The 23,440-nt window shown below is 48.5% G+C and carries 18 protein-coding genes; 7 read left to right on the top strand and 11 right to left on the bottom strand.

All coding sequences use genetic code 11. The annotated features are described in order from the left end of the window. Nucleotides 1-64: 64 nt before the first annotated feature. The 3 genes from IB222_RS05620 to dpaL all read right to left on the bottom strand — a co-directional run bounded on the left by IB222_RS05620 (nt 65) and on the right by dpaL (nt 4,156). On the bottom strand, nt 65-1,657 hold the full coding sequence (locus tag IB222_RS05620) for a D-aminoacylase (RefSeq protein WP_008785573.1): 1,593 nt from the start codon (nt 1,655-1,657) through the stop codon (nt 65-67). 67 nt (nt 1,658-1,724) lie between these two features. Next, nucleotides 1,725-2,909 carry a YgeY family selenium metabolism-linked hydrolase gene (locus IB222_RS05615; RefSeq protein ID WP_149385065.1) on the bottom strand — a complete coding sequence of 395 codons (1,185 nt, stop codon included), beginning with the start codon at nt 2,907-2,909 and terminating at the stop codon, nt 1,725-1,727. A 32-nt stretch (nt 2,910-2,941) separates the two neighbouring features. After that, nucleotides 2,942-4,156, bottom strand: coding sequence for a diaminopropionate ammonia-lyase (gene dpaL, locus IB222_RS05610; RefSeq protein ID WP_020996285.1), 1,215 nt, complete (start codon nt 4,154-4,156; stop codon nt 2,942-2,944). Between the two features lie 380 nt (nt 4,157-4,536). Here dpaL and IB222_RS05605 point away from each other — a divergent pair, with 380 nt between their 5' ends. The 7 genes from IB222_RS05605 to galE all read left to right on the top strand — a co-directional run bounded on the left by IB222_RS05605 (nt 4,537) and on the right by galE (nt 13,522). Continuing rightward, nucleotides 4,537-6,285: a sigma 54-interacting transcriptional regulator gene (locus tag IB222_RS05605; protein ID WP_149385066.1), complete on the top strand. Its 1,749-nt coding sequence runs from the start codon at nt 4,537-4,539 to the stop codon at nt 6,283-6,285. A gap of 345 nt (nt 6,286-6,630) precedes the next feature. Beyond that, entirely contained in the window at nt 6,631-7,569 is a 939-nt protein-coding gene (gene melR, locus IB222_RS05600; RefSeq protein ID WP_003826064.1) for a transcriptional regulator MelR, read from the top strand. A gap of 193 nt (nt 7,570-7,762) precedes the next feature. Continuing rightward, on the top strand, nt 7,763-9,223 hold the full coding sequence (nhaC, locus tag IB222_RS05595; protein WP_003826063.1) for a Na+/H+ antiporter NhaC: 1,461 nt from the start codon (nt 7,763-7,765) through the stop codon (nt 9,221-9,223). 122 nt (nt 9,224-9,345) lie between these two features. After that, nucleotides 9,346-10,518 (top strand): PatB family C-S lyase, encoded by a 1,173-nt coding sequence (locus tag IB222_RS05590; RefSeq protein ID WP_149334859.1) that lies wholly within the window; start codon nt 9,346-9,348, stop codon nt 10,516-10,518. A gap of 153 nt (nt 10,519-10,671) precedes the next feature. Then, nucleotides 10,672-11,307 (top strand): carbonic anhydrase, encoded by a 636-nt coding sequence (locus IB222_RS05585; protein WP_149385067.1) that lies wholly within the window; start codon nt 10,672-10,674, stop codon nt 11,305-11,307. Between the two features lie 207 nt (nt 11,308-11,514). Further along, complete coding sequence (locus tag IB222_RS05580) at nt 11,515-12,453, top strand: hypothetical protein (RefSeq protein ID WP_126317533.1); 939 nt, start codon at nt 11,515-11,517, stop codon at nt 12,451-12,453. A gap of 52 nt (nt 12,454-12,505) precedes the next feature. After that, complete coding sequence (galE, locus tag IB222_RS05575) at nt 12,506-13,522, top strand: UDP-glucose 4-epimerase GalE (RefSeq protein WP_149385068.1); 1,017 nt, start codon at nt 12,506-12,508, stop codon at nt 13,520-13,522. 46 nt (nt 13,523-13,568) lie between these two features. Here the strand turns inward: galE and IB222_RS05570 are convergent, their stop codons facing one another. The 8 genes from IB222_RS05570 to IB222_RS05535 are packed head-to-tail and all read right to left on the bottom strand — an operon-like array spanning nt 13,569 to nt 23,440. Beyond that, the gene (locus IB222_RS05570; protein WP_149385069.1) at nt 13,569-14,960 is read right to left on the bottom strand and encodes a DUF4832 domain-containing protein; all 1,392 of its coding nucleotides are present in this window, start codon (nt 14,958-14,960) and stop codon (nt 13,569-13,571) included. 31 nt (nt 14,961-14,991) lie between these two features. After that, nucleotides 14,992-15,399, bottom strand: coding sequence for a hypothetical protein (locus tag IB222_RS05565; RefSeq protein WP_003826052.1), 408 nt, complete (start codon nt 15,397-15,399; stop codon nt 14,992-14,994). Nucleotides 15,400-15,401: 2 nt separating this feature from the next. Further along, nucleotides 15,402-16,514: a glycosyltransferase family 4 protein gene (locus IB222_RS05560; protein WP_057067649.1), complete on the bottom strand. Its 1,113-nt coding sequence runs from the start codon at nt 16,512-16,514 to the stop codon at nt 15,402-15,404. Nucleotide 16,515: 1 nt separating this feature from the next. Beyond that, nucleotides 16,516-17,727 carry a glycosyltransferase family 4 protein gene (locus IB222_RS05555; protein ID WP_125112805.1) on the bottom strand — a complete coding sequence of 404 codons (1,212 nt, stop codon included), beginning with the start codon at nt 17,725-17,727 and terminating at the stop codon, nt 16,516-16,518. A gap of 14 nt (nt 17,728-17,741) precedes the next feature. Further along, a complete protein-coding gene (locus IB222_RS05550) occupies nt 17,742-18,731 on the bottom strand; it encodes a glycosyltransferase (protein WP_125112806.1) in 990 nt (329 codons plus the stop codon). Nucleotides 18,732-18,735: 4 nt separating this feature from the next. Beyond that, entirely contained in the window at nt 18,736-20,106 is a 1,371-nt protein-coding gene (locus IB222_RS05545; protein WP_003826045.1) for a hypothetical protein, read from the bottom strand. Continuing rightward, on the bottom strand, nt 20,103-21,314 hold the full coding sequence (locus IB222_RS05540; protein ID WP_149385070.1) for an oligosaccharide flippase family protein: 1,212 nt from the start codon (nt 21,312-21,314) through the stop codon (nt 20,103-20,105). Before IB222_RS05540 ends, IB222_RS05545 begins: the two co-directional genes overlap by 4 nt. Continuing rightward, entirely contained in the window at nt 21,311-23,440 is a 2,130-nt protein-coding gene (locus tag IB222_RS05535) for a tyrosine-protein kinase domain-containing protein (protein ID WP_149385071.1), read from the bottom strand. The genes IB222_RS05540 and IB222_RS05535 overlap by 4 nt, the downstream gene beginning before the upstream one ends.

The raw sequence follows: 23,440 nt of genomic DNA, 5'->3' as shown, positions 1-23,440 counted from the left end.
GGTGTAGTGATCTACCGCGGCCATAAATAGTCGCGATAGATCCATGCGTGTTTAGCGTTATTTATTAATATTGTTTTCTAATAACCGTACCGCTACAGGCATAACTTTCCGTGCCATTGATTAAGGCAATACGCCCATTAACCATGACAATTTCAATCCCTTCCGGGTACTGATTGGGTTCCACAAAAGTGCCTTTATCCGTAATTGTGTTCGGATCGAACATCACAATATCCGCTGCATAACCTACCTTCAGCAGTCCGCGATCCTGTAAACCCAATACTTCAGCAGGTTTTCCCGTCATCTTGCGGATTGCCGCTTCCCAGCTCAGACATCCCTCTTCACGGACATATTTACCGAGTACGCGAGGGAATGCGCCAAACACGCGCGGGTGCGGTTTGCCTGCCCCCATTAAGCCGTCTGTACAGACGTTTTGCTCAGGTCGACAGAGAAACTTAATCACGTGCTCTTCGGTACCGTAGAAGTCGACCATCCCCACGGCGTTTTCCTCTTCAAAGAGCAGATCGAAGGTGGCGTTATACGGATCTTTTCCGCGCAGCTCGCCCAACTGAACGAGGTTCAAACCGACAGCATCCTGATTTTTTGCCGTTTTCACGCTGGTGACAAAAATCTGGTCCAAGCCGGCAAAATCGATAAAGTTATCCCAGCCAGGAATCCCCTGCTGAATATCGTCAATCATTTTGGCGCGCAGTTCGGGCGAGGCGAGACGCTCAAGTAATTTGTCCGTACCACCGGAGTGAACCCACGGCGGCAGGATCACGCCAAGCATCGTACTGCCCGCCACATACGGATACTGGTCGAAAGAGATACGAATTCCCTCTTCCTGCGCCTGTTCCAGCATGCCCAGCATCTGGTCGATCAGCCCCCAGTTTTTCTTGCCGCAAACCTTCATATGCGAAATATGCAGCCAGACGCCGGTGGCTTTGGCGATATCAATCAGTTCCTGGGTTGAGTTGATAATATCGTCAGCTTCGCTGCGCTGATGCACCACAAAGATCCCGTCATATTTCGCTGTGACCTTACACAGTTCAATCATTTCGGCCGTATCACCAAAGGCGCAAGGCATATAGATAAGTCCGGTGGAAAGCCCAAATGCCCCGGCTTTTAGCTCCCGCTCAAGGACTTCACACATCTTCGCCACGTCTTCACGGGTTGAAGGACGCCCATCCAGGCCCATCGCTTCCATGCGCACGTTGCCATGAGGAACTAAATACGCGAGGTTTGTCGCCGGATGACGCGATGCCAGCAGATTGAGATAACCGTCTGTATTTTTGTATTTCCAGTCAATTTTGTCGGTGTCACCATCCAGTCCGGCGATATTTTTACGCCAGGCTGGAATATATTCTTCAGGTAGCGGCGCTAAGGCGACGCCATCCTGACCCAATAGCTCGGTAGTAATACCCTGACGAATTTTTGCCGATAGCGCGGGGTTAATAATGGCCGACAGGTCAGAGTGCGTATGGGTATCAATAAAGCCAGGGCAAATAATTTTTCCTGTTGCATCAATTACCTGTTCATTGATGCCAACCTCAATTTGACCGATTTCGACAATACGTCCTTCATCAACCATCACATCGGCAATTCTGCCTTCACTGCCCGTCCCATCGATTACATTTCCGTTTTTGAAAATGGTTTTCATCGTTATTCTCCATGGCGGTGCTGCTGAGCGACACCGCCTGTAAGGTAAGAGGTGGTTATCTTTATTTTTATTGGCGATAGAGTGTCTGGATGATGCTGTAATAGCCGCTGGCCGAGCCGGTTAACTGATCGATCTCGATATACTCATCAATGGTGTGTGCCAGGTTTTCTCGTGAAGGACCGAAGCCGATGGTTTTGATTCCCGCTTCGCCCGCATAGTGGCTGCCGTTGGTACAAAATGAGTACTGCGTAATGGTTGGATTAAAGCCAGCCTCACGAATGCCCGCCAACGCTGCCTGCACGAATTCGTCGGACTCGTCGTACACCCAGCCAGGGAAGAAACGCTCTCCCTCAATCGTGGCGCCGGTATAGCAAGACTCCTGACCCACCGCGTAGGACACTCGGGCCTTAAACTGCGGATCCTGAGCAATAAGTTCAGCAAGCGCATTTTCCAGCGGAGCAATCACGCTTTCTTTGGTTTCACCCACCAGCAAACGGCGATCGTAGGTTGCGCGACAGTAATCCGGTACCACCGAGGCTCCCGGGTACGGCGAAGATTTAATGTCGGTCAGTTCCAGAATACCAGGCCCCAGAACCGGATGCGTCGGCGGCGTGATCGTGCGAATTTTGTCGATCAATTGCGCCATTTTGTACACTGCGTTAATCCCCGCCTGTGGGTTAGCGGAGTGTGCGGGCTTACCAAAGGTTTCGACCACAATCTCAGCACGGCCACGCTGACCAATTTTCAGGTTTAACTCGGAAGCTTCACCAATGATCACGTAGTCTGGCTTATAGCGCTCGCTGACCAGGCGGGCAGCAATACCTTCAAAACACTCTTCGTGCACAATGCACGCAACGTAGATTTTCCCGGCAAAATTTCGCTGATTGTCTTGACCGAAAAAGCCCACGGCGGAGATCATCGCCGCCACGGCGCCTTTCATGTCAGTTGTGCCGCGACCATAAATTTTGCCATCTTCAATATCGCCGCCGTATGGGTTGCGGGACCACTTCTCTTCAGTCACCGGCACGGTATCGATATGTCCATCGAGAACCAGCGTTTTCCCCGGCTGGTTGCCGACAATGCCGCCAACAATGTTGCCGTACTTATCAACGTGGATGTCATCGAATTGGTAATGCTGCATCATTGTTTTTATGGCATTAACCACTTCCCCTTCCTGACCGGAATAACTTTTTTGTTGGATCAGTGCCTGACAGTTTTTAATGACTTCTTCAATGCGGTTTGCAGATAACATGGGTTTCTCCGTTATATCTCTCAATCAGGGAATTATTTGTTGATGCCCGGGTACTGACCGCCCCAGACAATATCCAGATATTGTTGCGGGTCGGTATCCCCTTCGGTGCTGACTAACAGCACACGAGAGTGCGCATCCAGCCCCAGTTGCTCACGCGTTTGCGCCAGTTCAGGCGAGGTCATCAGCAGCGCCAGCAGACCGGTAGTAACCGCACCTGATTCCCCCGAAATAATCTGTGGATCGCCTGCCAACGGGTTGCCCAACATGCGCATGCCCAACGCTGCAACTTCATCAGGACAGGAGGCAAATGCGTTGGCATAATCGCGCAGCAGTTTCCAGCCGATACTGTTCGCCTCACCGCAGGCGAGACCGGCCATCACGGTTTGTAAATCACCTCCCACCGCAATGGCATCTCCCTCTTTCGAACGGGCTGAGCGGTAGAGGCAATCGGCAATTAACGCTTCGGCGACGATCACTTTCGGGCGATTCTCCCCCCAGGCTGCCGTCACCATTCCCTGAACCATTCCGGCAAACGACCCGACGCCTGCCTGCACAAAAATGTGCGTCGGCGCAACCTGATGCAGCTGATCTATCGCCTCCAGCATCAGCGTGCCGTAGCCCTGCATAATCCACTGCGGGATCTTTTCGTATCCTTCCCAAGCGGTATCCTGCACCACAATCCAGCCGTACTTTTCGGCCTGCTCTGCGGTCATACGAACCGCATCGTCATAGTTCATATCGACGATCTCAGCGGTAGCGCCTTCGTTACGGATAGAGGTCAGACGTTGCTGCGAAGAACCCTTCGGCATATACACCACGGCGTTTTGCTTCAGTTGGCGCGCCATCCATGCCACGCCGCGACCGTGGTTGCCATCAGTAGTGGTGGCAAACGTGACGGTTTGCAGATCGTGGCGTACCTCTTCACTGGTCATCACGTCAAACGGCAGTTCGCTGATATCCTTACCAACTAATTCAGCGATATGGCACGCCATCGCATAGGAGCCACCCAGCGCTTTAAAGGCTTTCAGGCCAAAACGCTGAGATTCATCTTTGAGGTAGATATTTTTTACGCCCAGTTTTTGTGAAAGCGCCGGTAGCGTATACAGCGGCGTCGGCGCGTAGCCCGGAATAGACCGATGAAAATTCAACGCTTTTACCAGTTCCTGGCGGCTAAACGGTGCCAACGGCGCATTCGGATGTTCGGTAAACGGTGTCTGGTTAATAAAAAATGATAAGTTTTCCTGCATCATAAAACCTCATTGTCCTGGTATTTCATTCCCTGTAATTGGTGCAATACAGAGATATTTCCGTTATCGGTATTGGCAATAGAGCAAAATGCTTACCAGCTTTTTATAAATTTAGTAAATTCTTAAAAGCATTTTAATAAAGGCTTTGATTTCAATGAATTAAATAGAATTAAAAATTGACACCAAAAAATATCACTGCGTCAGTTTATCGCCTCATTTTGATAAATTCTCATTATTGATAAATAGTGTGATCGCTGAAGATAAAATAAGAAAAACATCCAAAAACAGCGTGATAGATTGATTTTTCGCAAATCATTTTTGCATTGCTTCGCCTATTTATCATTTTCCTTGAGAAATGCGCACACTGCCGGAGAAGTACCATGATTTCAGTACTCAGCAATATTCAGGATGATATATGCAATTATGCCGACGCTATTTCTGGCATAACGGGCACGGACGTTGAAATCATTGATGAATCTTTAATGCGCATCGCGGGTACCGGGAAATACCGGCATATGCTCAATGAGAACGTGGCCAAAAATGGCTACATCTATCGTCACGTATTGCAGGTGCGAGAAACGGTACTGATCAAAAATCCCGGCGAGCATCCGCTGTGTCAGTTATGTGAAAAACACCACTACTGTTCTGAAATGCTGGATTTGAACGCACCAATTTTTCTCAATAATCGCGTGATTGGCGTGATCGGGATTATTTGCTCAACCCAGGCACAGCGTGACACGTTACTGAGCCAGATTGATAAATTTATCACCTTTATTGAGCAAATCGCCGTAATGATCTCCAGTAAGGTCTTTGAATGCCTGGAGCGTTTACGCGCGCAGGAAACGCTTGGCGCATTTCGGCGTCTGATCGATGCTATGGACCGCGGCGTGGTGGCGATTGATGGCAAGGGGCTTATCTGGCATGCCAATCATTCAGCCGATCGCATCCTCAACCGTGAGGTTCAGGGATTACCACTGACCATTGAAACAACCGGGGATAGCCTGTATGGCGATGAAGAAGCGTGGCTGACGCTTGAAGGTCAGAAACATCATGTACTGTGCAAACAAATTTCGCTCTCCTCGCAGGATAACGATCGCTTAACCATGGTTATCTTTCGTGATGCCCACGACTACCTGAGTAACCTTACTCCATCCCCTTATGAGTCCGACATGCAGGTGCGACTGATTGGTCACTCTCCCTCAATGGAGCAACTCAGAAGCACCATCGGTAAAATCGCCAACAGTTACGCCAGCGTGCTCATCACCGGGGAAAGTGGCTCGGGGAAAGAGGTCGTGGCTTTTGCCATTCACCAAAGCAGTCCACGTAAAACCGCGCCTTTCGTGACAATCAACTGCGCGGCTATCCCCGAACAACTGCTGGAAAGCGAACTGTTTGGTTATGTTCGCGGCGCATTCAGCGGGGCCGATCCCAAAGGACGAATGGGAAAATTTGAACTGGCCAACGGCGGCAGTCTGTTTCTGGATGAAATTGGCGATATGCCGTTGCACCTGCAGGCCAAGCTGCTCAGGGTCTTGCAGGAAAAGGCGATCACCCGCGTTGGCTCAAATAACACCATCAATATTGATGTGCGTATTATTGCCGCGACCAACAAAAACATTAATGCGATGGTGGAGAATAATCAGTTTCGCGAAGATCTTTTCTATCGCCTGAACGTGGTCCCACTGGTACTTCCTTCCCTGCGTGAACGCCGGGCTGATATCGCGGTCCTCGCACAGTATTTTGCCGATGAGTTCTCGGTCAGTTACCAGCGACCACCGCAAAAACTGCCTGATGACGTTATTAACCGCCTTTATGCCTGGCACTGGCCGGGCAACATTCGTGAATTACGCAACGTGATCGAATACATTTTTGTGATGCGCGGAGAAGCCGCCGGGATCAACGCCAGCCATCTTCCCCCCTACCTGCTCACCGCCGCTGACGGTAGAAAAACGACGATGGCCGCGCAACCCCGTCAGCTTGCCAGCAAAGGAAAACAGGCGGAAAGGGAAGCTATCGAAAACGTCATCCAGCGATTCGGCTCAAGCGTTGAGGGAAAAAAACAAGCCGCGACAGAACTGGGGATCAGCATTGCCACGCTCTATAGAAAAATAAAACTGTACGGTTTGTGAGCCTCCCCCTCTTAACGATAAAGTCCGCATGATGCAAGCTACTGGTCATCAATGCCTGATGGCGCTTCGCTTATCAGGCCTACGGCTTACAGGCTTTAGTAGGCCCAGATAAGGTACCCGCGCCGCATCCGTCAGGTACTGCAAAGTCCCTTATGATTGAGCGCTTTTAAGATTAAAGCTCACCATTCCCGATATCTCAGATCGGCAAGCGACAGGCACAGGATCTGAGTTTTTGGGAATAACTTCGCGAAAATGGAGAGAAAACGACGTTTTTTTTCGGTTAAGCTATGTTCATGCTTTGGCGTTACCCCATGGCCGGAATCACTATCCAGGAACCCAACCATAATGGCAAAAAGTACCCCGCAGCTGCCGCTCGACCCCCATATGTGTCGCAGCTATGAGAAAAAGTCGCGAAGTCCGCTGGCGCTCTATTCAGAGTATCAGCGTATGGATGTCGAACTGCGGGCGCCGCTGGCCATGACCTACAGCCACTGGCATGGCCAGGTTGAGGTGAACGTGCCATTTGATGGTGATGTGGAGTATCTTTTTAATGACGAAGTGGTGAAGAGCAAACAGGGTTTTATCACCTTGTTCTGGGCCTGTACTCCCCACCAACTCACGGATGCCGGGCACTGTAAACAGATGGCCATCTTCAACTTACCGATGCATCTGTTTTTGTCCTGGCCGCTGGACAGGGAACTGATTAATCACGTGACCCACGGGATGGTGATTACTTCGTTGGCTTCACAGCAGCTAAGCGCGTTTGAAGTGCAGCGTTGGCAGAATGAACTCAATAGCGATAACGAACAAATTCGCCAGTTAGCCATTGATGAAATCGCGCTAATGCTCAAGCGCTTTAGCCTCGCTGGCTGGCGGCCGGTACTGGGTAACAAAACGTCGCGCACCCAGAAAAACAGTATTTCACGGCATTCACAGTTTTACGTCAGCCAGATGCTGGAGTTTATTGCCGCCAACTGCGACAAACAGCTTACGGTTGATGCTATTGCCGAACACGTTAAGCTCAATCCCAATTATGCGATGGGTATTTTTCATCGGGTGATGCAACTGACGATGAAACAGTATATTACCGCGATGCGCATTAACCATGTGCGGGCTTTACTCAGCGATACGGATAAAACAATTCTGGATATCGCTACAATTGCAGGTTTTCGCTCTAGCAGTCGATTTTACAGCTCGTTCCATAAATACGTCGGCATGCCGCCACAGCAGTATCGAAAATTGAGTCAACAACGCCGACATCATTCACCTTATGCCGAGGGGTAATTTATTCACCAAACGTTCTCTTACCTTACTACTAAAATATAAGCACCAGAATAGCAGGTCAAAAAAGATAATCTGCGGCAGTTAATAAAATAGGGTTCAGCCATGAACTCTGGCAACTATGTTGCTCAGACATGAGTGACCTGTAGCAGGTATTTATTTGACGTGTTCAACCATTAACGATTGGGATGGAATTATGGAATTAAATAACTGCACCGCCAACAACAGAAAGCCATTGTCTTTCTTTTGGTCAGTTTTACCCATGGTAGTCATGCTGGGCGGGATTAGTATCGGATATTTTATCTTCAATATTCGAGCTGAGCCCATGATCCTGATGGGAACGGCAACCGCCTCATTTATCGCCATCGCTCACGGCTATACATGGGAGGACATTCTACAATCTATTTGCAATAAAATATCTGAAGCGCTGCCGGTCATATTAATCGTCGCCAGTATCGGTTTCTTAATTGGCGCATGGATGGTGTCAGGCACTATTCCAATGATGATTTATTATGGTCTGAAGTGGATTAATCCGCAGTATTTCTATATTTCGGCATTTATGCTGGGAGCACTGATCTCAGTATGCACCGGTACCTCCTGGGGTTCTATCGGGACCGTTGGTATTGCCATGATTGGCGTAGCGATTGGTCTGAATGTCTCGCTGCCCATTGCCGCTGGTGCTATTGTTTCAGGCTGCTGGTTTGGTGATAAGCTCTCACCGGTTTCTGATTCAACCAACATGGCTGCACTGGCTGCCGGGGTAAACCTGTACTCGCATATCGGCCACCTGCTGTGGACTACCGGCCCGGGTTTTATTATTTGCTGCGTCGTTTACAGCTATATGGGCATGGGCATTGATGCCTCGTCCAGCGCGCCAGAAAACATTACCAACTTGATGAATTCTATTGGTCAGATTTATCACTTTAATATTCTGCTGCTACTCCCGCCGATCATCGTTTTATATGGCTCACTGTCAAAAAGACCGCCCATTCCGATGCTCTTTTTATCTACGATAGTCTCAATGATTTTGGCGTTAGTCTTTCAGCAATTCACGGCATCCTCTGTCGGCGAATCCGTTGTCAGTGGCTTTAAGCTCGCAATGCTTACCGGAGATAATCTGCCGACACTGTCTTCCGATGTTTCCCGCTTACTGGAGCGAGGCGGCGCTATTTCAATGTTTAGCAGCTTCGTTACCGTTTTCAGCGCCTTTAGCTTTGCCGGGGCAATGAGTGCGACAGGCTCTCTGCACACCGTGATAAACGCGCTGACAAAAGGCGTTAAATCCACATTCCGCCTGGTGGCTACCACGATTGTGACGACATTTACCATCTGTGCCTGCACGGCAAATGGGACCTTACCGTTGCTGCTGTGCGGTGATGCCTTTAAAGAGGAGTACAAAAAACGAGGTCTTGCGGCAAAAAACCTCTCACGAACCACTGAAGATGCCGGAACCGTTGTTGAACCGATTATCCCCTGGTCTGCCTCAGGCGTTTATTGCGCCACTATGCTGGGCGTTGCCACGCTTGATTACTTGCCCTGGGCAATCCTCTGTTACAGCGGCGTCATCTTTGCCCTACTGTGGGCGGCAACCGGTATTGGCATTGCTAAATATGAGCCCAATGAAGCCACTGAGAATATGGTTGAGCAAAAATCATAAACTACTAAATAGCTAAATCTTAGCTATCACCAGGGTAAATTAAATATATCCATTAGATATACATAAACATTCTTCGCTTTTGCGTTGCTTACACTATTTTCAGAGACTTCCAGGAGTCAACAATGTCTTTGTTTGATGATATTGTCACAAGGGATGTTAATTGTCGCAAATACGGGCAATTACAACAGATGTACGGTACCACCGATGTATTACCGCTGTGGATTGCAGATATGGATTTTGCGACACCAGAGCCAATCATGAGCACGCTGCGTTCGGTGGTATCGCAGCCTGTGCAAGGCTATAACTTGGATTATCCACAATGGAAAGAATCTGTTATTCATTGGTATGCACAACAGTATGATGCCGATATCAAGGCACACTGGTTACATTTTATTCCCGGTGTTATAAAAACTATCGTACTCTCTTTAATGGCGCTTACCCGTCCAGACGATAATATTTTAACCTGTACGCCAATCTATGATCCCTATCCTAATCTGGTAAACACCAGCGGCAGGAATTTGATTCAGACGCGCCTCATTGAGAAAAACGGGCACTATGAATTTGACTGGCATGATTTCAGCGAGAAACTCAAGCAGTGCAAAATGTTTTTGTTCCCTTCACCGCATAATCCAGGTGGAATGGTGTGGTCGCGGGAAACGTTGGAAAAAATAAGCCACTATTGCCAGCAGGCTGGCGTCATCATTCTGTCTGATGAAGTGCACAGTGATTTAACCCTGCCAGGAAAGCGCCATTTGCCGTTTTTTACTGTTGATGAAGCGCCAGATAGTCGGTCAATCGTGCTTACTTCCATCAGCAAGACCTTCAATACGGCGGCGATCCAGGGCGGAATCGCCATTATTAAGAATGATGAATTACGCCATCAGTTCTACCACTTTCTGGATAACTGCTACCTTGCAGAGACCCATTCATTGCAGCAGGCGGCCATTTACAGCGCCTTTACCCATTGCGCCGACTGGCACCAGAAATTATTGGCCTATCTGGCCGACAATGTAGCGTTTGTAAAAAGTGAAATCGAAAAGTACTGTCCCTTGATTTCCATTGTGTATGGCGGCGCGTCGTATCTTCTGTTTCTGAATGCGGAAAAAATGGATCTCAGCGATGAGCAGCTAAGCGCTTTTTTTGTGCATGACGCCAGGCTTGGCCTGTCACCTGGGGCGCAATATGGTCCCGGTGGAGAGGGGCACATGAGACTCAACGTTGGCTGCCCACGCCCGGTACTGGTAGAAGCGATGAACCGGCTAAAAGCGGCATACCAGAAATGGCAAAACGCATAGCGTACATCACACGATTTGCCCTGCCACGGTGGGCAAAATTATCCAAAGATGTTGCTGAACTGCTATAAAGTCTTTCCCTTCTGTCGGCTGGTGTTAAACTGGAAAGTGTGATCTTCATCATAACCTGCTTAAACAGAGACAAGAGACACTGCTATGCAACATATCATCGAGGGCTTCCTCAACTTCCAAAAAGAGATTTTCCCTCAACGCAAGGAACTCTTCCGCAGCCTGGCATCCAGCCAGAATCCTAAGGCACTTTTCATCTCCTGTTCCGATAGCCGCCTGGTACCAGAACTCGTTACTCAGCAAGATCCAGGACAGCTTTTCGTTATCCGCAACGCCGGTAATATCGTACCGTCATTTGGTCCGGAGCCGGGTGGTGTATCCGCAACCATCGAATACGCGGTTGTCGCACTTGGCGTAACGGATATCGTCATCTGCGGTCACTCCAATTGTGGCGCGATGAAAGCCATTGCCGATAGCCAGCCCCTGGATCCGATGCCCGCTGTCGCTCACTGGCTGCACTATGCCGATGCCGCGAAAGCCGTGGTCGATAAAAAAACCTGGGATAGCCCAATCGATAAAGTTAATGCCATGGTGGAAGAGAACGTTATCGCACAGCTTAACAACATTAAAACGCATCCTTGTGTCGCGGTTGGGCTGCGCAATAATGCGCTTCGTCTGCACGGTTGGGTGTATGACATCGAAAGCGGTGAAATCCGTACCCTGGATAAAAACAGCAAAACCTACGTTTCCCTTGCAGATAACCCGCAGGTGCATTTCGAGTAATTCCCCCACTGGAGCAAGGATGCTCTGGACATCTCCTCTCCCTATTTCTGTTAGTGGACAAAAAACGGGCTTGCGACTAGTTTTAAAGTAGGCACTGGTGTTCCACATCGGTTTTCGCACATTTATACAACATTGCGACAGGCTCATTCACTGAGTCGCAAACAGCTGTTCATACATGGTGCTGGCGATAAAAAGGATCAGGTGCAAATGCAAACAAAAATAAAAAGAATAATGGATAAGTTATTTTATCATGAGTCGTGGGACATCATGCTTATTAAGGATAATGGTACACACTCATTCCCCGACAACACTCTGGAGATATTAAGCAAATCCACTGCGCAGCAGTTAAAAAAGAAATATACATTTCAGGCCGATCCTTTTCTGATTGAAAAAGATGATAAACTGTATGTTTTCTATGAAGCTCTTAGCTTTCGCAACTCAAAAGGCACGCTACGATGTCGCGTTCTTGACCGTGAACTGGTCGAACTTGAAGATATTAGGCTTGAAGGCTTTGACGACTTACAGTGTCATTTGTCATTCCCTTATCTGATACATATCAACGATCAACTGTTCATGATCCCCGAGTCTTCAGAAAGAAAAGAGGTAATACTGTTTCAGTCAATTGAGTTCCCTGCACGCTGGAAGCAAGTTAAAGTTTTAATCTCTGATACCCAATTAACCGACAACGTATTTATCTCAATTAATGAAACCTGTTATCTGTTGTCCACCACGATGGATAACGAAATAATTATTCATTCAGCAGATCATATTTATGGACAATGGCAGCGGATTACCCCCTCATTGAAGGTGAGCAATCCCCATCATCGAGGTGCAGGTGCCTCCTATCAGGTCGAAAATAAAATGTACTTCCTTACACAGGAGTGCACGCCTGAAACTTATGGAAAATCAATCTATATCAAAGAATTAGTGACACTAAACGACACTAATTTTGCTGAAACTCTGATCGAACAAATCAATTCGTCGATCAACCACAGTGACGGCGTCCACACGCTGAACTTCTCAAATAACTATATTGTTTATGATACAAAAATAAACAAATTCAGCTTTTTATCTATACTTAAAAAAATTTCTTATAAATGCATGGTGAGGTATCGCAATTATTACCTTACCAAACGTTACCAATAACGCGTTCTCTATGGTACTGGCGTGAATCAATCCCCGTTTATCTGGAGTCTGTATGGCAATTCTTGTCACTGGTGGTGCAGGTTATATTGGTTCACATACTGTGTTAACGCTACTGGAAAGAGGCGATGATGTCGTAGTCATCGATAATCTGGCGAACGCCAGCAGAATCTCGCTGGACAGGGTCGCGGAACTCACCGGAAGAGAGCCCATTGTCTATATCGCCGATGTTCTCGACAGGCAGGCATTAAAAAACATTTTCGCCGACCATAACATCACCGATGTCATTCATTTTGCGGGACTCAAATCGGTTTCAGAGTCGATAAAAGAGCCCCTCGCCTACTATGAAAACAACGTTACCGGAACGCTGGTTTTACTGGATGAGATGCTGGCCGCTGGCGTTAATCGTTTCATTTTTAGCTCATCTGCCACGGTATATGGTAATCCAGAAAGCGTACCGCTGAGCGAGCAATCGCGCACGGGTGGTACCACTAATCCGTACGGCACGTCTAAGTTGATGGTCGAACAAATTCTGGCCGATTTCTCACGTGCACAACCCGATTTTCGCATTACCTGTCTGCGCTATTTCAACCCGGTTGGCGCCCATCCATCAGGTCGGATTGGTGAAGATCCTAACGGTATCCCTAATAACCTGGTTCCGTATATCTCCCAGGTCGCGATTGGTAAGCTGGAAACCGTGTCTGTGTACGGTAATGATTATCCAACCCCTGATGGTACCGGTGTGCGTGATTATATTCACGTCATGGATCTGGCGACCGGTCATTTAGCCGCGCTGGATTGCCAGAACAAAGGCGCGGCTTACAAAGTGATTAATCTCGGTACCGGTGTCGGTTATTCCGTAATTAATCTGATTGAGGCGTTTGAAAAAGCGGCGCAGACAAAAATAAACTATCAGTTTGTCGCCAGAAGACCCGGAGATATTGCCGAATGTTGGTCTGACCCATCGCTGGCATACAAAGAGCTAGGTTGGAAGGCCATCTACAACCTTGATGAAATGATGCGTGACACCTGGAACTGGCAAAAAAATAACCCGAATGGGTATCGAATTTAATGTTCTCAGCAGCGAGCCTGACCGTCAGGCTCGCTGCTGTGTCTGACTAGCGTACCGTTATTGTTGACACCCGGTACCAGCCGCTGCTCTGCTTCCCTTCATTGGCAAAGTTAATTCTCGCCGCACCCGACTTATCCAGCATCGCAACCTCAATCGCGTATTGCCCTTTCGCCAGTCGGCCTGGCATAGATAACGCATAACTGACCTGATACTTACCGGGGAGCCAGCGGCGAATATCCTCCGCGGAATTCCCCTGTGCCACCACCTTATTGGCGCTGTCTACGACCCGGAATGCCAGCATGTAAGGCAGATAAATCGGTGCGATACCCTCATTGTACCAGGTACTGTTTAATGTCAGCGTTTGTCCGCTGTCCCACACGGACTCATGACTCAGGGACGCAAGGCGAAATCGATAGCCCAATTTGGTCAGCGCATCGTCGACAATCGGTCGATAGTCGCTGGGTATCGTTCTCGATTTCAGGTTAATGGTACTGGCGTGCTGCTTGACCGCCCAGTCAAAAATCCCCTGCACTTCAGCACGTGTATAGTGAAAGGTGTTCTTCCAGTCCTGCATATACGAGCAGATCTCCAGACTCACCGGCGCACGTTTCCAGACGTCATTGAACCCTGAATAACTCTGCTGCGCAGCCAGCAATCGCTGGGGGTAATCATCAGCCATATGGTTCCAGGTGTCCGAAAATACGCGCAGGTCCCCCCAACAGTCCGCACGCCACCCAGCCCCACGCGCCACGGCATTCGCCAGACTTTGACCGCCGCTTATCAGCATGGTTTTTGGTGTCACCGGAAAAGCAGAAAAGTGCATCGCGACGTAGCGATCCAGTTGCGCCGTGGTGTATCGCTCCAGTAATGGCTTCAGGTTCGGGAAGTTGCTGTTATGCCATTCTCCCCACGATCCCACCATGCCAATATCAACAAACGCGAGATTCTCATTACCATCGTAGCGCTTACCAAATGCGTTCAACAGACGCTGACTGTATTGAATAAACAGAGGATCGTCTAAATCCGGGGCAAATGTCTTTTTATCCGGCGTCCAGGTTCCTTTCACGCCTTTTTTAATCAGCCAGTCAGGAATTTGCGAACCGCTTTCCGGCTCTGCCAGAGCCATAAAGCGTAGCCCGACATTCATCGCAGGGCGATGTGCCGCCGCGTATTTAAAGGCATCATCCACCAACGCAAAATTGTACTGGCCTTCGACTGGCTCCAGATCCCGCCAGTAAAAACGCTCGTATTCAAATCCGGTATTGGGATAGTCCGCCAGCCCCAGCGTTTCACCGTATCCCTGATGAAAACTTGCCACGCCAATCCCCGGATTGGTTAACGGGCCCGTCAATGCTTTGGGGGTAACGGTCGTCAATGCGGCCATAACCGTCAGCGGGAAAAACATGCACAACAACGCACAAACCCATTTACGCTTCATCGCAAAGACGTCCTCCACCAATTTGTTAACGCTAGCGGTCTTTCAGACTTAACCACCAGTCCCAGATACCTACGTGAAAATTTTGGAACACATCAATACCTAACGCGGATTTGATCATATACAGCGTCAGCAATATGCAGCAGGTGACGAATAGCACGGCAATCAGCAGCAAAAAAGTGAGCAACATTCTCGACAGGGTTGATTCCTGGCGATGCTGGCGGCGTAAATCTCTGCCAAACAAAAAAACCAGATAATAACGCTTACTGAAAAAAGGAAAGCTTCTGCGAATATCGATCTGATGCCGCGAAGTCAGGGTTGTAGCAAGGAGCGCTTTTTCCACCCCTTCTTTTTGTTCAGGGGTCAATTCCTCCGCTATCCGCTCATCAAGGTGAGCGTAAAACCGTTCGATGGCAGGAGGACGATTTTGAGGACTGGTCAAAATTAACCTATATCTTTATCAATGGAGTGGTAGACGTTAACCGTCTTTTTGGCGATTTCATGCCAATTGTAGTTTTGCAAATATACACCATAGTCCACGCTATTTGCTGTTGCCCCTTGGCCTAATTTTTCAGCCAGACCGGTTACATCTCCCACCTTAAAATAGGCCTCGGCGGGCAGTTGAACTTCAAGGTTAGCCGGAATATCACTGACGACGGCCGGAAGAGAAAATGACATTGCCTCCAGCAGCGCAATGGGCAATCCTTCATGGTATGAGGGCATCACAAACAATTTAGCCTGCGAAAACACCGCCTGAAGTTCGTCACCACGTAAAAAACCAGTCATCACAACACCTGGCGTGTCGGCGGCAAGCTTTTTGAGGCGCACGCTGTATTCGGTCGGATGATCCGCATCGCCAATTAGTACTAACGGTATGGTCAAACCACTGTGTTGATAAGCGGCGATGGCATCATGCATCCCTTTTTCTTCCACAAACCGCCCAACCACCACGAGGTAGTTTTTCGGCTGCAGCCCAAAGCGGGAGAGCGTATTGTCGATGGTGAGCTGTGATAATAACCGCGGCTCGTTCACGCCATTGTGAATTAAATGCGCATCATAGCGACCGTGTTTTTTCTGGATCAGTTGATTAATAACTTCAGAAATCACAATCACCTCGTTGGCATATCTCACCGCCCAACGCTCACCCAGCAACAATATTTTTTTGGCTACATATCCCCATTTCTGGCGATCGTAATCGGGCCCGTGGTGGGTAAAAACCACCTTTTTACCCATCACGCGTAAGAGTGGGATCACAAGGCCAGGGCCGATAGCATGGACATGCACAATATCCGAATGGTCGATACGTGTCCTAAACGCCGCTATAACGGAATGGACAATAGCTTCCAGCGAGCGCTTTTTGGGTGCCCACAGCGCGTAGGTTTCGACTTTTTTATATACCGATAGTTTGTAATTTACATATGGCGAGCGAGCGATCACGCAAATATCCACGTCGAACTGCTGTTTAATGGCAGGATAAAGATTCTGACAGTGTGTCTCCACACCACCCAATACATCGGGAATACCACGCGTTCCAAAAACCGTTATTTTTTTACTCATACTATGGCCTGCTCAGCAGTTCTTTATACAGCGCCTGTAGGGTATCCATATGTTTACTCAGCGCATATTTTTCACTCAACCGTGCACGACCTTGTAAGCCCATATTCCTCGCCTTCTCAGGCGAGTCAGCCAGAGCGTCCATCGCATTGGCTAACTCATGCACATTACCCGGTTCGAATAAAATCCCTTCGACACCGTCACGAATTTGTTCCGGTATACCGCCGATGCGCGACCCGATAACCGGTTTGCCTAAGGACATCGCTTCTAATATCGCCATAGAACAGTTTTCATAGCATTCTGAAGGCAGGATCACCGCTCGCGCATGCTTAATAAGCTTATCGAGCGCCTCCCCTTGTTGCACATAACCTAAAAAATCAACATCAGGGTATTTGGCGGCTAATTCATCATGCAACGGACCGTGCCCCACAACTTTCAGCGGCGCTCTGTTCCGCATTTTTTTATGCGCTGCCAACAACGTTGCCACGCCCTTTTCACGGCTCAGACGGCCAAAGTACAGCATATAGCCTTCATCGCTTACTTCGGCCAGGGGACGGCTATCATCAACGCCATTGACGATGACATCAATGCGCGAATTTGGCAGCGTGCGCAGCAAAACACCGCGTAAAAAAACGCTCGGTGAAACAATCACATCCAGTGCCTGATAGTTTTGTGCAATGTACTGCCAGGTTGCCTCCAGGGAGAGCAGTAAACTTTTTGAGGCTGAACCTTCCTGACAACGATACCTGAAGGCGTTGAAAACCGTTCCGGTAATACAGGAATCACACACCTTGCCGTCGCGCAGCATGGAATACGCGGGGCACACAATCTTATAGTCATGCGCAGTCAGCACCGTTTTGCAGCCAAAATTGCGCGCAACTTTAATCAACGCCGGTGTTAACTGATGGTAGATGTTGTGAAAGTGGACGATATCCGGGCGCTCTTTTTCTAAAAGCGCCAGCATTTTTTTGCAGGCCTGCGAATTATGAATAAAGTTAACCGCCGTTTTGATACCACCCAGCAGATTGCTCGCTTTGTGGTAGTCCACATTACTGACGAAATAATCCGTATAATCCGAGGGGAAATTATTCTCATGCTGCATAGAGAAATCAATAACCTGCACTCCGGCCTGTTTCAGCATATCGCGCTCTTGAAAATAAACCGTTTCCGCGCCGCCTTTGATGAAAAAAAACTTGTTAACCAATAATACTTTCATGGCGCCTGCCCCGGTTATTCATGAATGATTTTACTGTTAGGCGGAGTCAGCGGATCGCGTACCGGATAAAAAATACCTTTGATCAGCCCCGCTGAGCGTACGATTAAATTAATAACGCTTTGCAGCCCATCTGTTAACGAGCGGTTTTGCACAATCTTCAACAAAGCAAACGCCAGTAATGGTAGAAGCGCAACGGCAAACACATTGATATTTAAACTGAGCAGCGCCACAAATAAGAGAATAAGGTAAAGCGCAAATACCGCCTCATTCTTCACGATGTTGAATGACTGGGAAAACCAGGGCTTCCCCCAACTACAACGCAAAAGCTCACCCGGTGCCTGGTAATAACCGCTGGTCCAGCGCCGCGCCAGCATCTTAAACGTCGGCAGCGTATGTGACGTATGGCTGAAGTAAGGAATATCCAGGCGCCGCAGTTTATAGCCTGCTTCGATTAAACGCAGGCCCAGTTCAGCCTCTTCATACGCGTGCAAATTACGGTTAGTAAGATAACCAATTTTTTCAATTGCCGACCGACGATACAGCCCACCGCCACCCAGATGATCGCTATCCCCGAGTGGATAGATTTTATTAATGCGTTGCTTACGCGATTTAAATTCATAGTTAACGGCATCGTCCATTTCAACGGTTCCCGCAACGCCTGCATATTCTGGTTCGGCCTGCAAAAACGCGACCGCCTGATCCACAAAGCCCTCTTCCAGTTCCATGTCGCCGTCCATCAGCAGCAGATAATCCCCTTCACTATACAGATAACCTAACTGGTGCCCGACGCCACAGCAGCGATCGCCAGGGTCAGTTAAGGACACTACGGTCACCCCTTTATCGATCGCAAGCTGTTGGGTGTTATCCGTTGACAGACTATCTGCCACAATAATTTTGTGTGGATAATCAATAAGCTGCTTACGGATACTGTCAATCGTCTTCTCAATACATTTAGATTCATTGAGTGTTTTAATACTCACTGAAATAAACGGTTTTTGGTCCATACAATTACCCTACGCAGCGAAGGACGGTTCGACGAATCACTAAACTTGATCCTAGTGATAAATAGAACAGGAATTGTAACATCGGTGTAATCATCAGTATCTGGCTATAAGGTAAGCTAATTAAGCAACTAATCGCAAAAGCGTTAAACGCCGGTGCAAAGCTCAACAACTGAAGATCCTGCTGGTCCAGTTGCTCAAGCATCAGTAATGGCTTTGGCTGACAAACCTTCAGGATATAAATGAATAAGCTAATAAAGAGCAACGTGCCGATCACCCCCACTTCCCACAGCAGCATACTCAGGGAAGTCGAGTCAAGAATTAAGTTGTAGATAATATTCAAAAAGCCCGGCGACACCGTACTACCACTGTTAGTTGCATTGAGTCCGTAGCCAAATAACGTTCCTGAAAGCCCCCACAGATCGTTATTTTTCAACCAGAACAGGAACGTCGTAAAGCGCCCTAACTCACCGGTAGACATAATGTAGTTCGGATCAAAGATATAGCTTAAGGAGTCGATAAAAATACTTAACGAGCTTTTCGATGGATCGCCACCGAACGCCGTAGAATAATAGTACGCGAGGATCACAATCGACAGACTAATAAGCAACAGCATTCCCGCCACAATAACCAATAACGTCTTCAGATTGACCTTACTAACGTCTTTGACGTAGCTCGGTGAAAGCCACACCCACGCCAGGAATATAGGCGATAGCAGAATGACAAACTTTACTTCACCAATGATGCATAACCCGATACCGAGAACAATATGCAGCGCCATGGATTTGAACGTGGTGAGTCCATGCTTATATTCTGAGACTTTTAACAACATAATTAACAGGCAAAACAGGCCCATTGCGGCAGTATTCCCGCCCCCCATGGGGTCACCGCCAAACGTGCCAACCACGGAGTCCCATTTCTCATCTTCACCACGCACCGCGACGCGCTGGGGAACGACCAGTAACACCTGATAAATCATTACCGGAATCTGCGCGTAAAACACCCAATACAGATAGCGCGTTGCGCGGTAAATCTGTGATTCCCGGCAAAAGCCCAGCAGCAAACAGATCATCACCAGCGACAGCGCAATTTCGTTTTTAAATGCCACAATCGCTACGGTGATCCCGCCCTGAATCAGCGTCGATGCTCCAGCCAGCACCAGAAACGAAAAGTACAATGCCAGGACAATCGTCTCCTGGGCATCCAGATGTAAGGAGCCATCACGCGTCTGCATCACCAATAATCCCACCATCAATAAGGTGAGGAAAAAAGGTATCCACAGCACTGACTGCATGCCGGTAAAGTATTGCACCAGGCCACACAGGATCAGCGTGACAAAGGTATAAACCTGTAAATAGTATCCGGTATTAAGCGTCATAGTATCACCGGCTTGTCTTTCAGGAGATTGGCTCGCTTATTCATTTTTAGATAAATGAAGGCGTAGCGAATAAATGTCAGTGAAGAAAACAAGATGACCGACGTTGCATAATCTTTATAAAAATAGGGCGTCACAACAAAAGCGAAGAGTACAATCGCCAGCTGTTCCAGTTGGATGCGCAGAAAATAGCGATGGGAACCAAAAATAAGCTCTATCACCGTCAGAGGGCTTATCGCCAGCGCCGGGAACAAATAGGGCAACATGTAGCGTGACGTCTCAATGGAGTTAATCCAGTCTTCGCCAAAACCGAGGCGCATCACAATCGGATAGAAAATAAAAACCCCAAGGGTACAGATAACCCCTAATACCAGCAATAGCATACGTACCTTAGTATACTCCTGATAGTTAAAGGTATTATTTCTGAAGTCGATAGACCATTTGGAAAAAATAGTATTGCGCACCGCATTCCCGATGATCACCACCGGAGCCAGGCAAAAGCGGCTAACCACGGAAAAATAACCCGCCGTCAGCGCCGAGAACCAAAAGTTAATCAGCATAATAGGCAAATTGCTGCTGGCCATCGCCAACACTTCCGCGCTGCCCACTTTGGTAATGTGATGAATATTCTGTTTGAAAAAATGCCAATTACTGGCGGGTCGCAGATGTCTGGCCGCCACCGAACGAATATCAAACGAATGCAAAATACAGCTTATGGTCAGCACCATCGTCGCGCAGGCCCACGACCAATAAAATAGTTGTACATGGTGCGTAAGAAGGACGGAAAGTACAACGACCACAGAAACAGAAATACGCTGGAAAATCAGAAAACGAAAGTTGGCCGTGCGTAGCGACAGGTTTTCCGAGATTAAAACCCACGCCGTTGCCAGCGTCAGCAAATAGAGAAACAGGATGTTCTGGTGAAACAGCCACGCGGTGAGTACGGCGTACGGTAAGGCAATGATCGTGCTTTGTATTAAGCAAAACACGACATTCTGCACCAGTTCGTCATCCTGCTGTTTAGGAATTAACAGCTGTGATGCAAAGGTACACACCTGAGCGCCCACCACGGCGATGCTGTAGTTGAGCGCATAAAGCCCCACTTCAGCCATATCGTACTTGTGTGAAATCAACCAAATAGACAGTGCACCAATCAACTGCGAGATGACTGATGAACCGGCTATCGTGGAAGCGCTCTTCAGTAGGCTCATACGCGGCCTGGCGTTGCCATCAGTTGATCGGTACTGAAGTTCAGTGATCGCAGACCCTCTTGCGTCTCAAGATCCTTTTCTTCAACTGCATTGAGCACCGCACCAATCACCACGCCGTTATTTTCCTCGATCTTATCCAGCGCGTTGGCGATTTGTCCCGCCGACCCCACCCCGGCTTTCACAATGAAAACAACGCCATCGACGGCACGTTTGATCAGTTGAACATCCAGGCTCTGATTCACGGCAGCAACATCAATAATGATGCGCTGATAATGCGATTTCAGCTCTCGCATTATGGGTTCAACGTGCTCCGGCGACAGCATCAGTAAAGATGAGATGGTGTTCTTGCCGTGTGGAATAAAGTCGAGATTATCACTGAGTTTGATCCTCGCCTGTTCAAGCTCTATCTCCCCGCGCAGCAGTTCCGCTAAGCCTGCGGATGTAGCTGACGCCAGCTCGGATGTGAGCCCACCAGTGTTAAAGAAATCTGCATCAATAAGCAGTGTTTTCTGGTCGAAACTAAAAGAGTTCGCTAACAGATTCGCCAACAAAGAACGCCCATCGCCGTGCTCCGTCGACGCCACGGCGAACGTCTGTAAAGGTCGACTATCCAGCATAATCCGGGTACGGATACCGTGCACAATATCGGCATTCAGCGGGTTCTTCATGATCATGTCCCGCACCTGCGCACGCCCTGAGGTTCCGCTAAAACGACGAATTTCACCCAGCGGAACAACATTGAGCCGTTTTTTCATGCGACTGAGGGTACCGATTGAGTTATCCATTGCCGCTTTGACAATGAAATACATGATGCTGAACACCACCACCAGCATGACCACCATCAGCAACAATAAAGATTTATTCGGTTTCGCCGGTTTTAACGCGGGTACTGCAGGGTCGTATAACACCGCATCGGCATTCACGCCGGACAGCGACAGCTCCTGAGTACGTTGATAAAGCGATTTATACAGGTCTTCCATTTTATCTAACGACAGCTTTTGACTGTTCCAGGCATCCCGCTTTGACGCCATTTTCTGGAAGATCTCTTTCTGCTCATCCACCTGTTGTTGATAGTTTTTTTCGTCCGCCAGCGCCGCCAGATGTTGCTGACGTAAACCGACTTTCAGCTCGCCCAACACTCGTCCGGTCTGGCTTTGGATCGACTGAACATCGGCTTCTGCTTTTAAAATGGCAGGATTTTTTGGCCCATAGACTTTACGCTGTTCGGACAACGTTCGTTGCGCCTGAATCAACGCAATGCGCAAATCCTGGATCTGAGCGTGGTTAGAGACCGAAGGCAGCGAGATAACGCTCTCAATGGACTTACCTCCCCCGTTCACCTCGTTATAGACGGATTCAGCGGCAACCCGACGCTGGGTCGCATCGGCCAGGCGATTGGTTACGATACTTAACTGCTCGGTTTCAAAACCATCGATACCGCGGAAGGTCAGCAGCCCGGCATTTTTCAGATAGCTGTCCATCTCGTCTTTTTGCTTAGCTATCGACTTCTGAATCTCTTCCATTTTTTCAAAATTCAGTTCGCGAGCTTTCTCCACCTTCAGGCGTTTCTGCTCCACCGTGTAGTTGATGAAAGCCTGCGCGACGCCATTCGCAATGTCAGCCGCAACCTGAGGGGACGTTGATTCATAGGTAATAGACGCCAGGTTCGTCGTACGAATACCAATGACATTCAGATTTTTCGCCAGCGTTTTCAGCGCTTGCTCCATTCTCAGTTGTCGACTTTCATTGCTATCAGCCCCCTGAGCACCGGCTTTTTCCCCGGTAAACTCCGGGTTTTCATCCAGCTTCATATCACGTACGGCTTGCTCCAGCACAATACGTGAATGCATCAACGCATATTGTGTTTCGTAGTAACCACTGCGCGTTGAATCGAAACCATCAACCTGTGGAAACGGAGAAACGTTATCAGCCTGCGCCTTAATCAGCACCGTCGCCGTTGAAACATACTTTGAAGACATCATGCTGATTAACGGATACGCGACGACCCCGGCAACGATACCGGCCAGCGCGATTTTCCAGGCGTTCTTTTTCAGCTCTTTGGCAAAGCGGGAGAATTCGACACTGCTTTCTCGTTTTTTGCCGTTTTCCACTATTGATAGTTTCAT

The organism is Citrobacter sp. C13, from assembly GCF_014596815.2.
In the GTDB taxonomy this organism is placed as follows: domain Bacteria; phylum Pseudomonadota; class Gammaproteobacteria; order Enterobacterales; family Enterobacteriaceae; genus Citrobacter; species Citrobacter portucalensis.
Note: the sequence above shows the minus strand (reverse complement) of the source record. Positions and strands in the feature narration are given on the sequence as shown.

Coding starts and splice junctions, on each gene's coding strand:
- IB222_RS05605 (WP_149385066.1), top strand. CDS start 4,537: ATGATTTCAGTACTCAGCAATATTCAGGATGATATATGCAATTATGCC.
- galE (WP_149385068.1), top strand. CDS start 12,506: ATGGCAATTCTTGTCACTGGTGGTGCAGGTTATATTGGTTCACATACT.
- dpaL (WP_020996285.1), bottom strand. CDS start 4,156: ATGCAGGAAAACTTATCATTTTTTATTAACCAGACACCGTTTACCGAA.
- IB222_RS05585 (WP_149385067.1), top strand. CDS start 10,672: ATGCAACATATCATCGAGGGCTTCCTCAACTTCCAAAAAGAGATTTTC.
- melR (WP_003826064.1), top strand. CDS start 6,631: ATGGCAAAAAGTACCCCGCAGCTGCCGCTCGACCCCCATATGTGTCGC.
- IB222_RS05555 (WP_125112805.1), bottom strand. CDS start 17,727: ATGAAAGTATTATTGGTTAACAAGTTTTTTTTCATCAAAGGCGGCGCG.
- IB222_RS05620 (WP_008785573.1), bottom strand. CDS start 1,657: ATGAAAACCATTTTCAAAAACGGAAATGTAATCGATGGGACGGGCAGT.
- IB222_RS05580 (WP_126317533.1), top strand. CDS start 11,515: ATGCAAACAAAAATAAAAAGAATAATGGATAAGTTATTTTATCATGAG.
- IB222_RS05570 (WP_149385069.1), bottom strand. CDS start 14,960: ATGAAGCGTAAATGGGTTTGTGCGTTGTTGTGCATGTTTTTCCCGCTG.
- IB222_RS05550 (WP_125112806.1), bottom strand. CDS start 18,731: ATGGACCAAAAACCGTTTATTTCAGTGAGTATTAAAACACTCAATGAA.
- IB222_RS05540 (WP_149385070.1), bottom strand. CDS start 21,314: ATGAGCCTACTGAAGAGCGCTTCCACGATAGCCGGTTCATCAGTCATC.
- IB222_RS05535 (WP_149385071.1), bottom strand. CDS start 23,440: ATGAAACTATCAATAGTGGAAAACGGCAAAAAACGAGAAAGCAGTGTC.
- IB222_RS05560 (WP_057067649.1), bottom strand. CDS start 16,514: ATGAGTAAAAAAATAACGGTTTTTGGAACGCGTGGTATTCCCGATGTA.
- nhaC (WP_003826063.1), top strand. CDS start 7,763: ATGGAATTAAATAACTGCACCGCCAACAACAGAAAGCCATTGTCTTTC.
- IB222_RS05615 (WP_149385065.1), bottom strand. CDS start 2,909: ATGTTATCTGCAAACCGCATTGAAGAAGTCATTAAAAACTGTCAGGCA.
- IB222_RS05590 (WP_149334859.1), top strand. CDS start 9,346: ATGTCTTTGTTTGATGATATTGTCACAAGGGATGTTAATTGTCGCAAA.
- IB222_RS05545 (WP_003826045.1), bottom strand. CDS start 20,106: ATGACGCTTAATACCGGATACTATTTACAGGTTTATACCTTTGTCACG.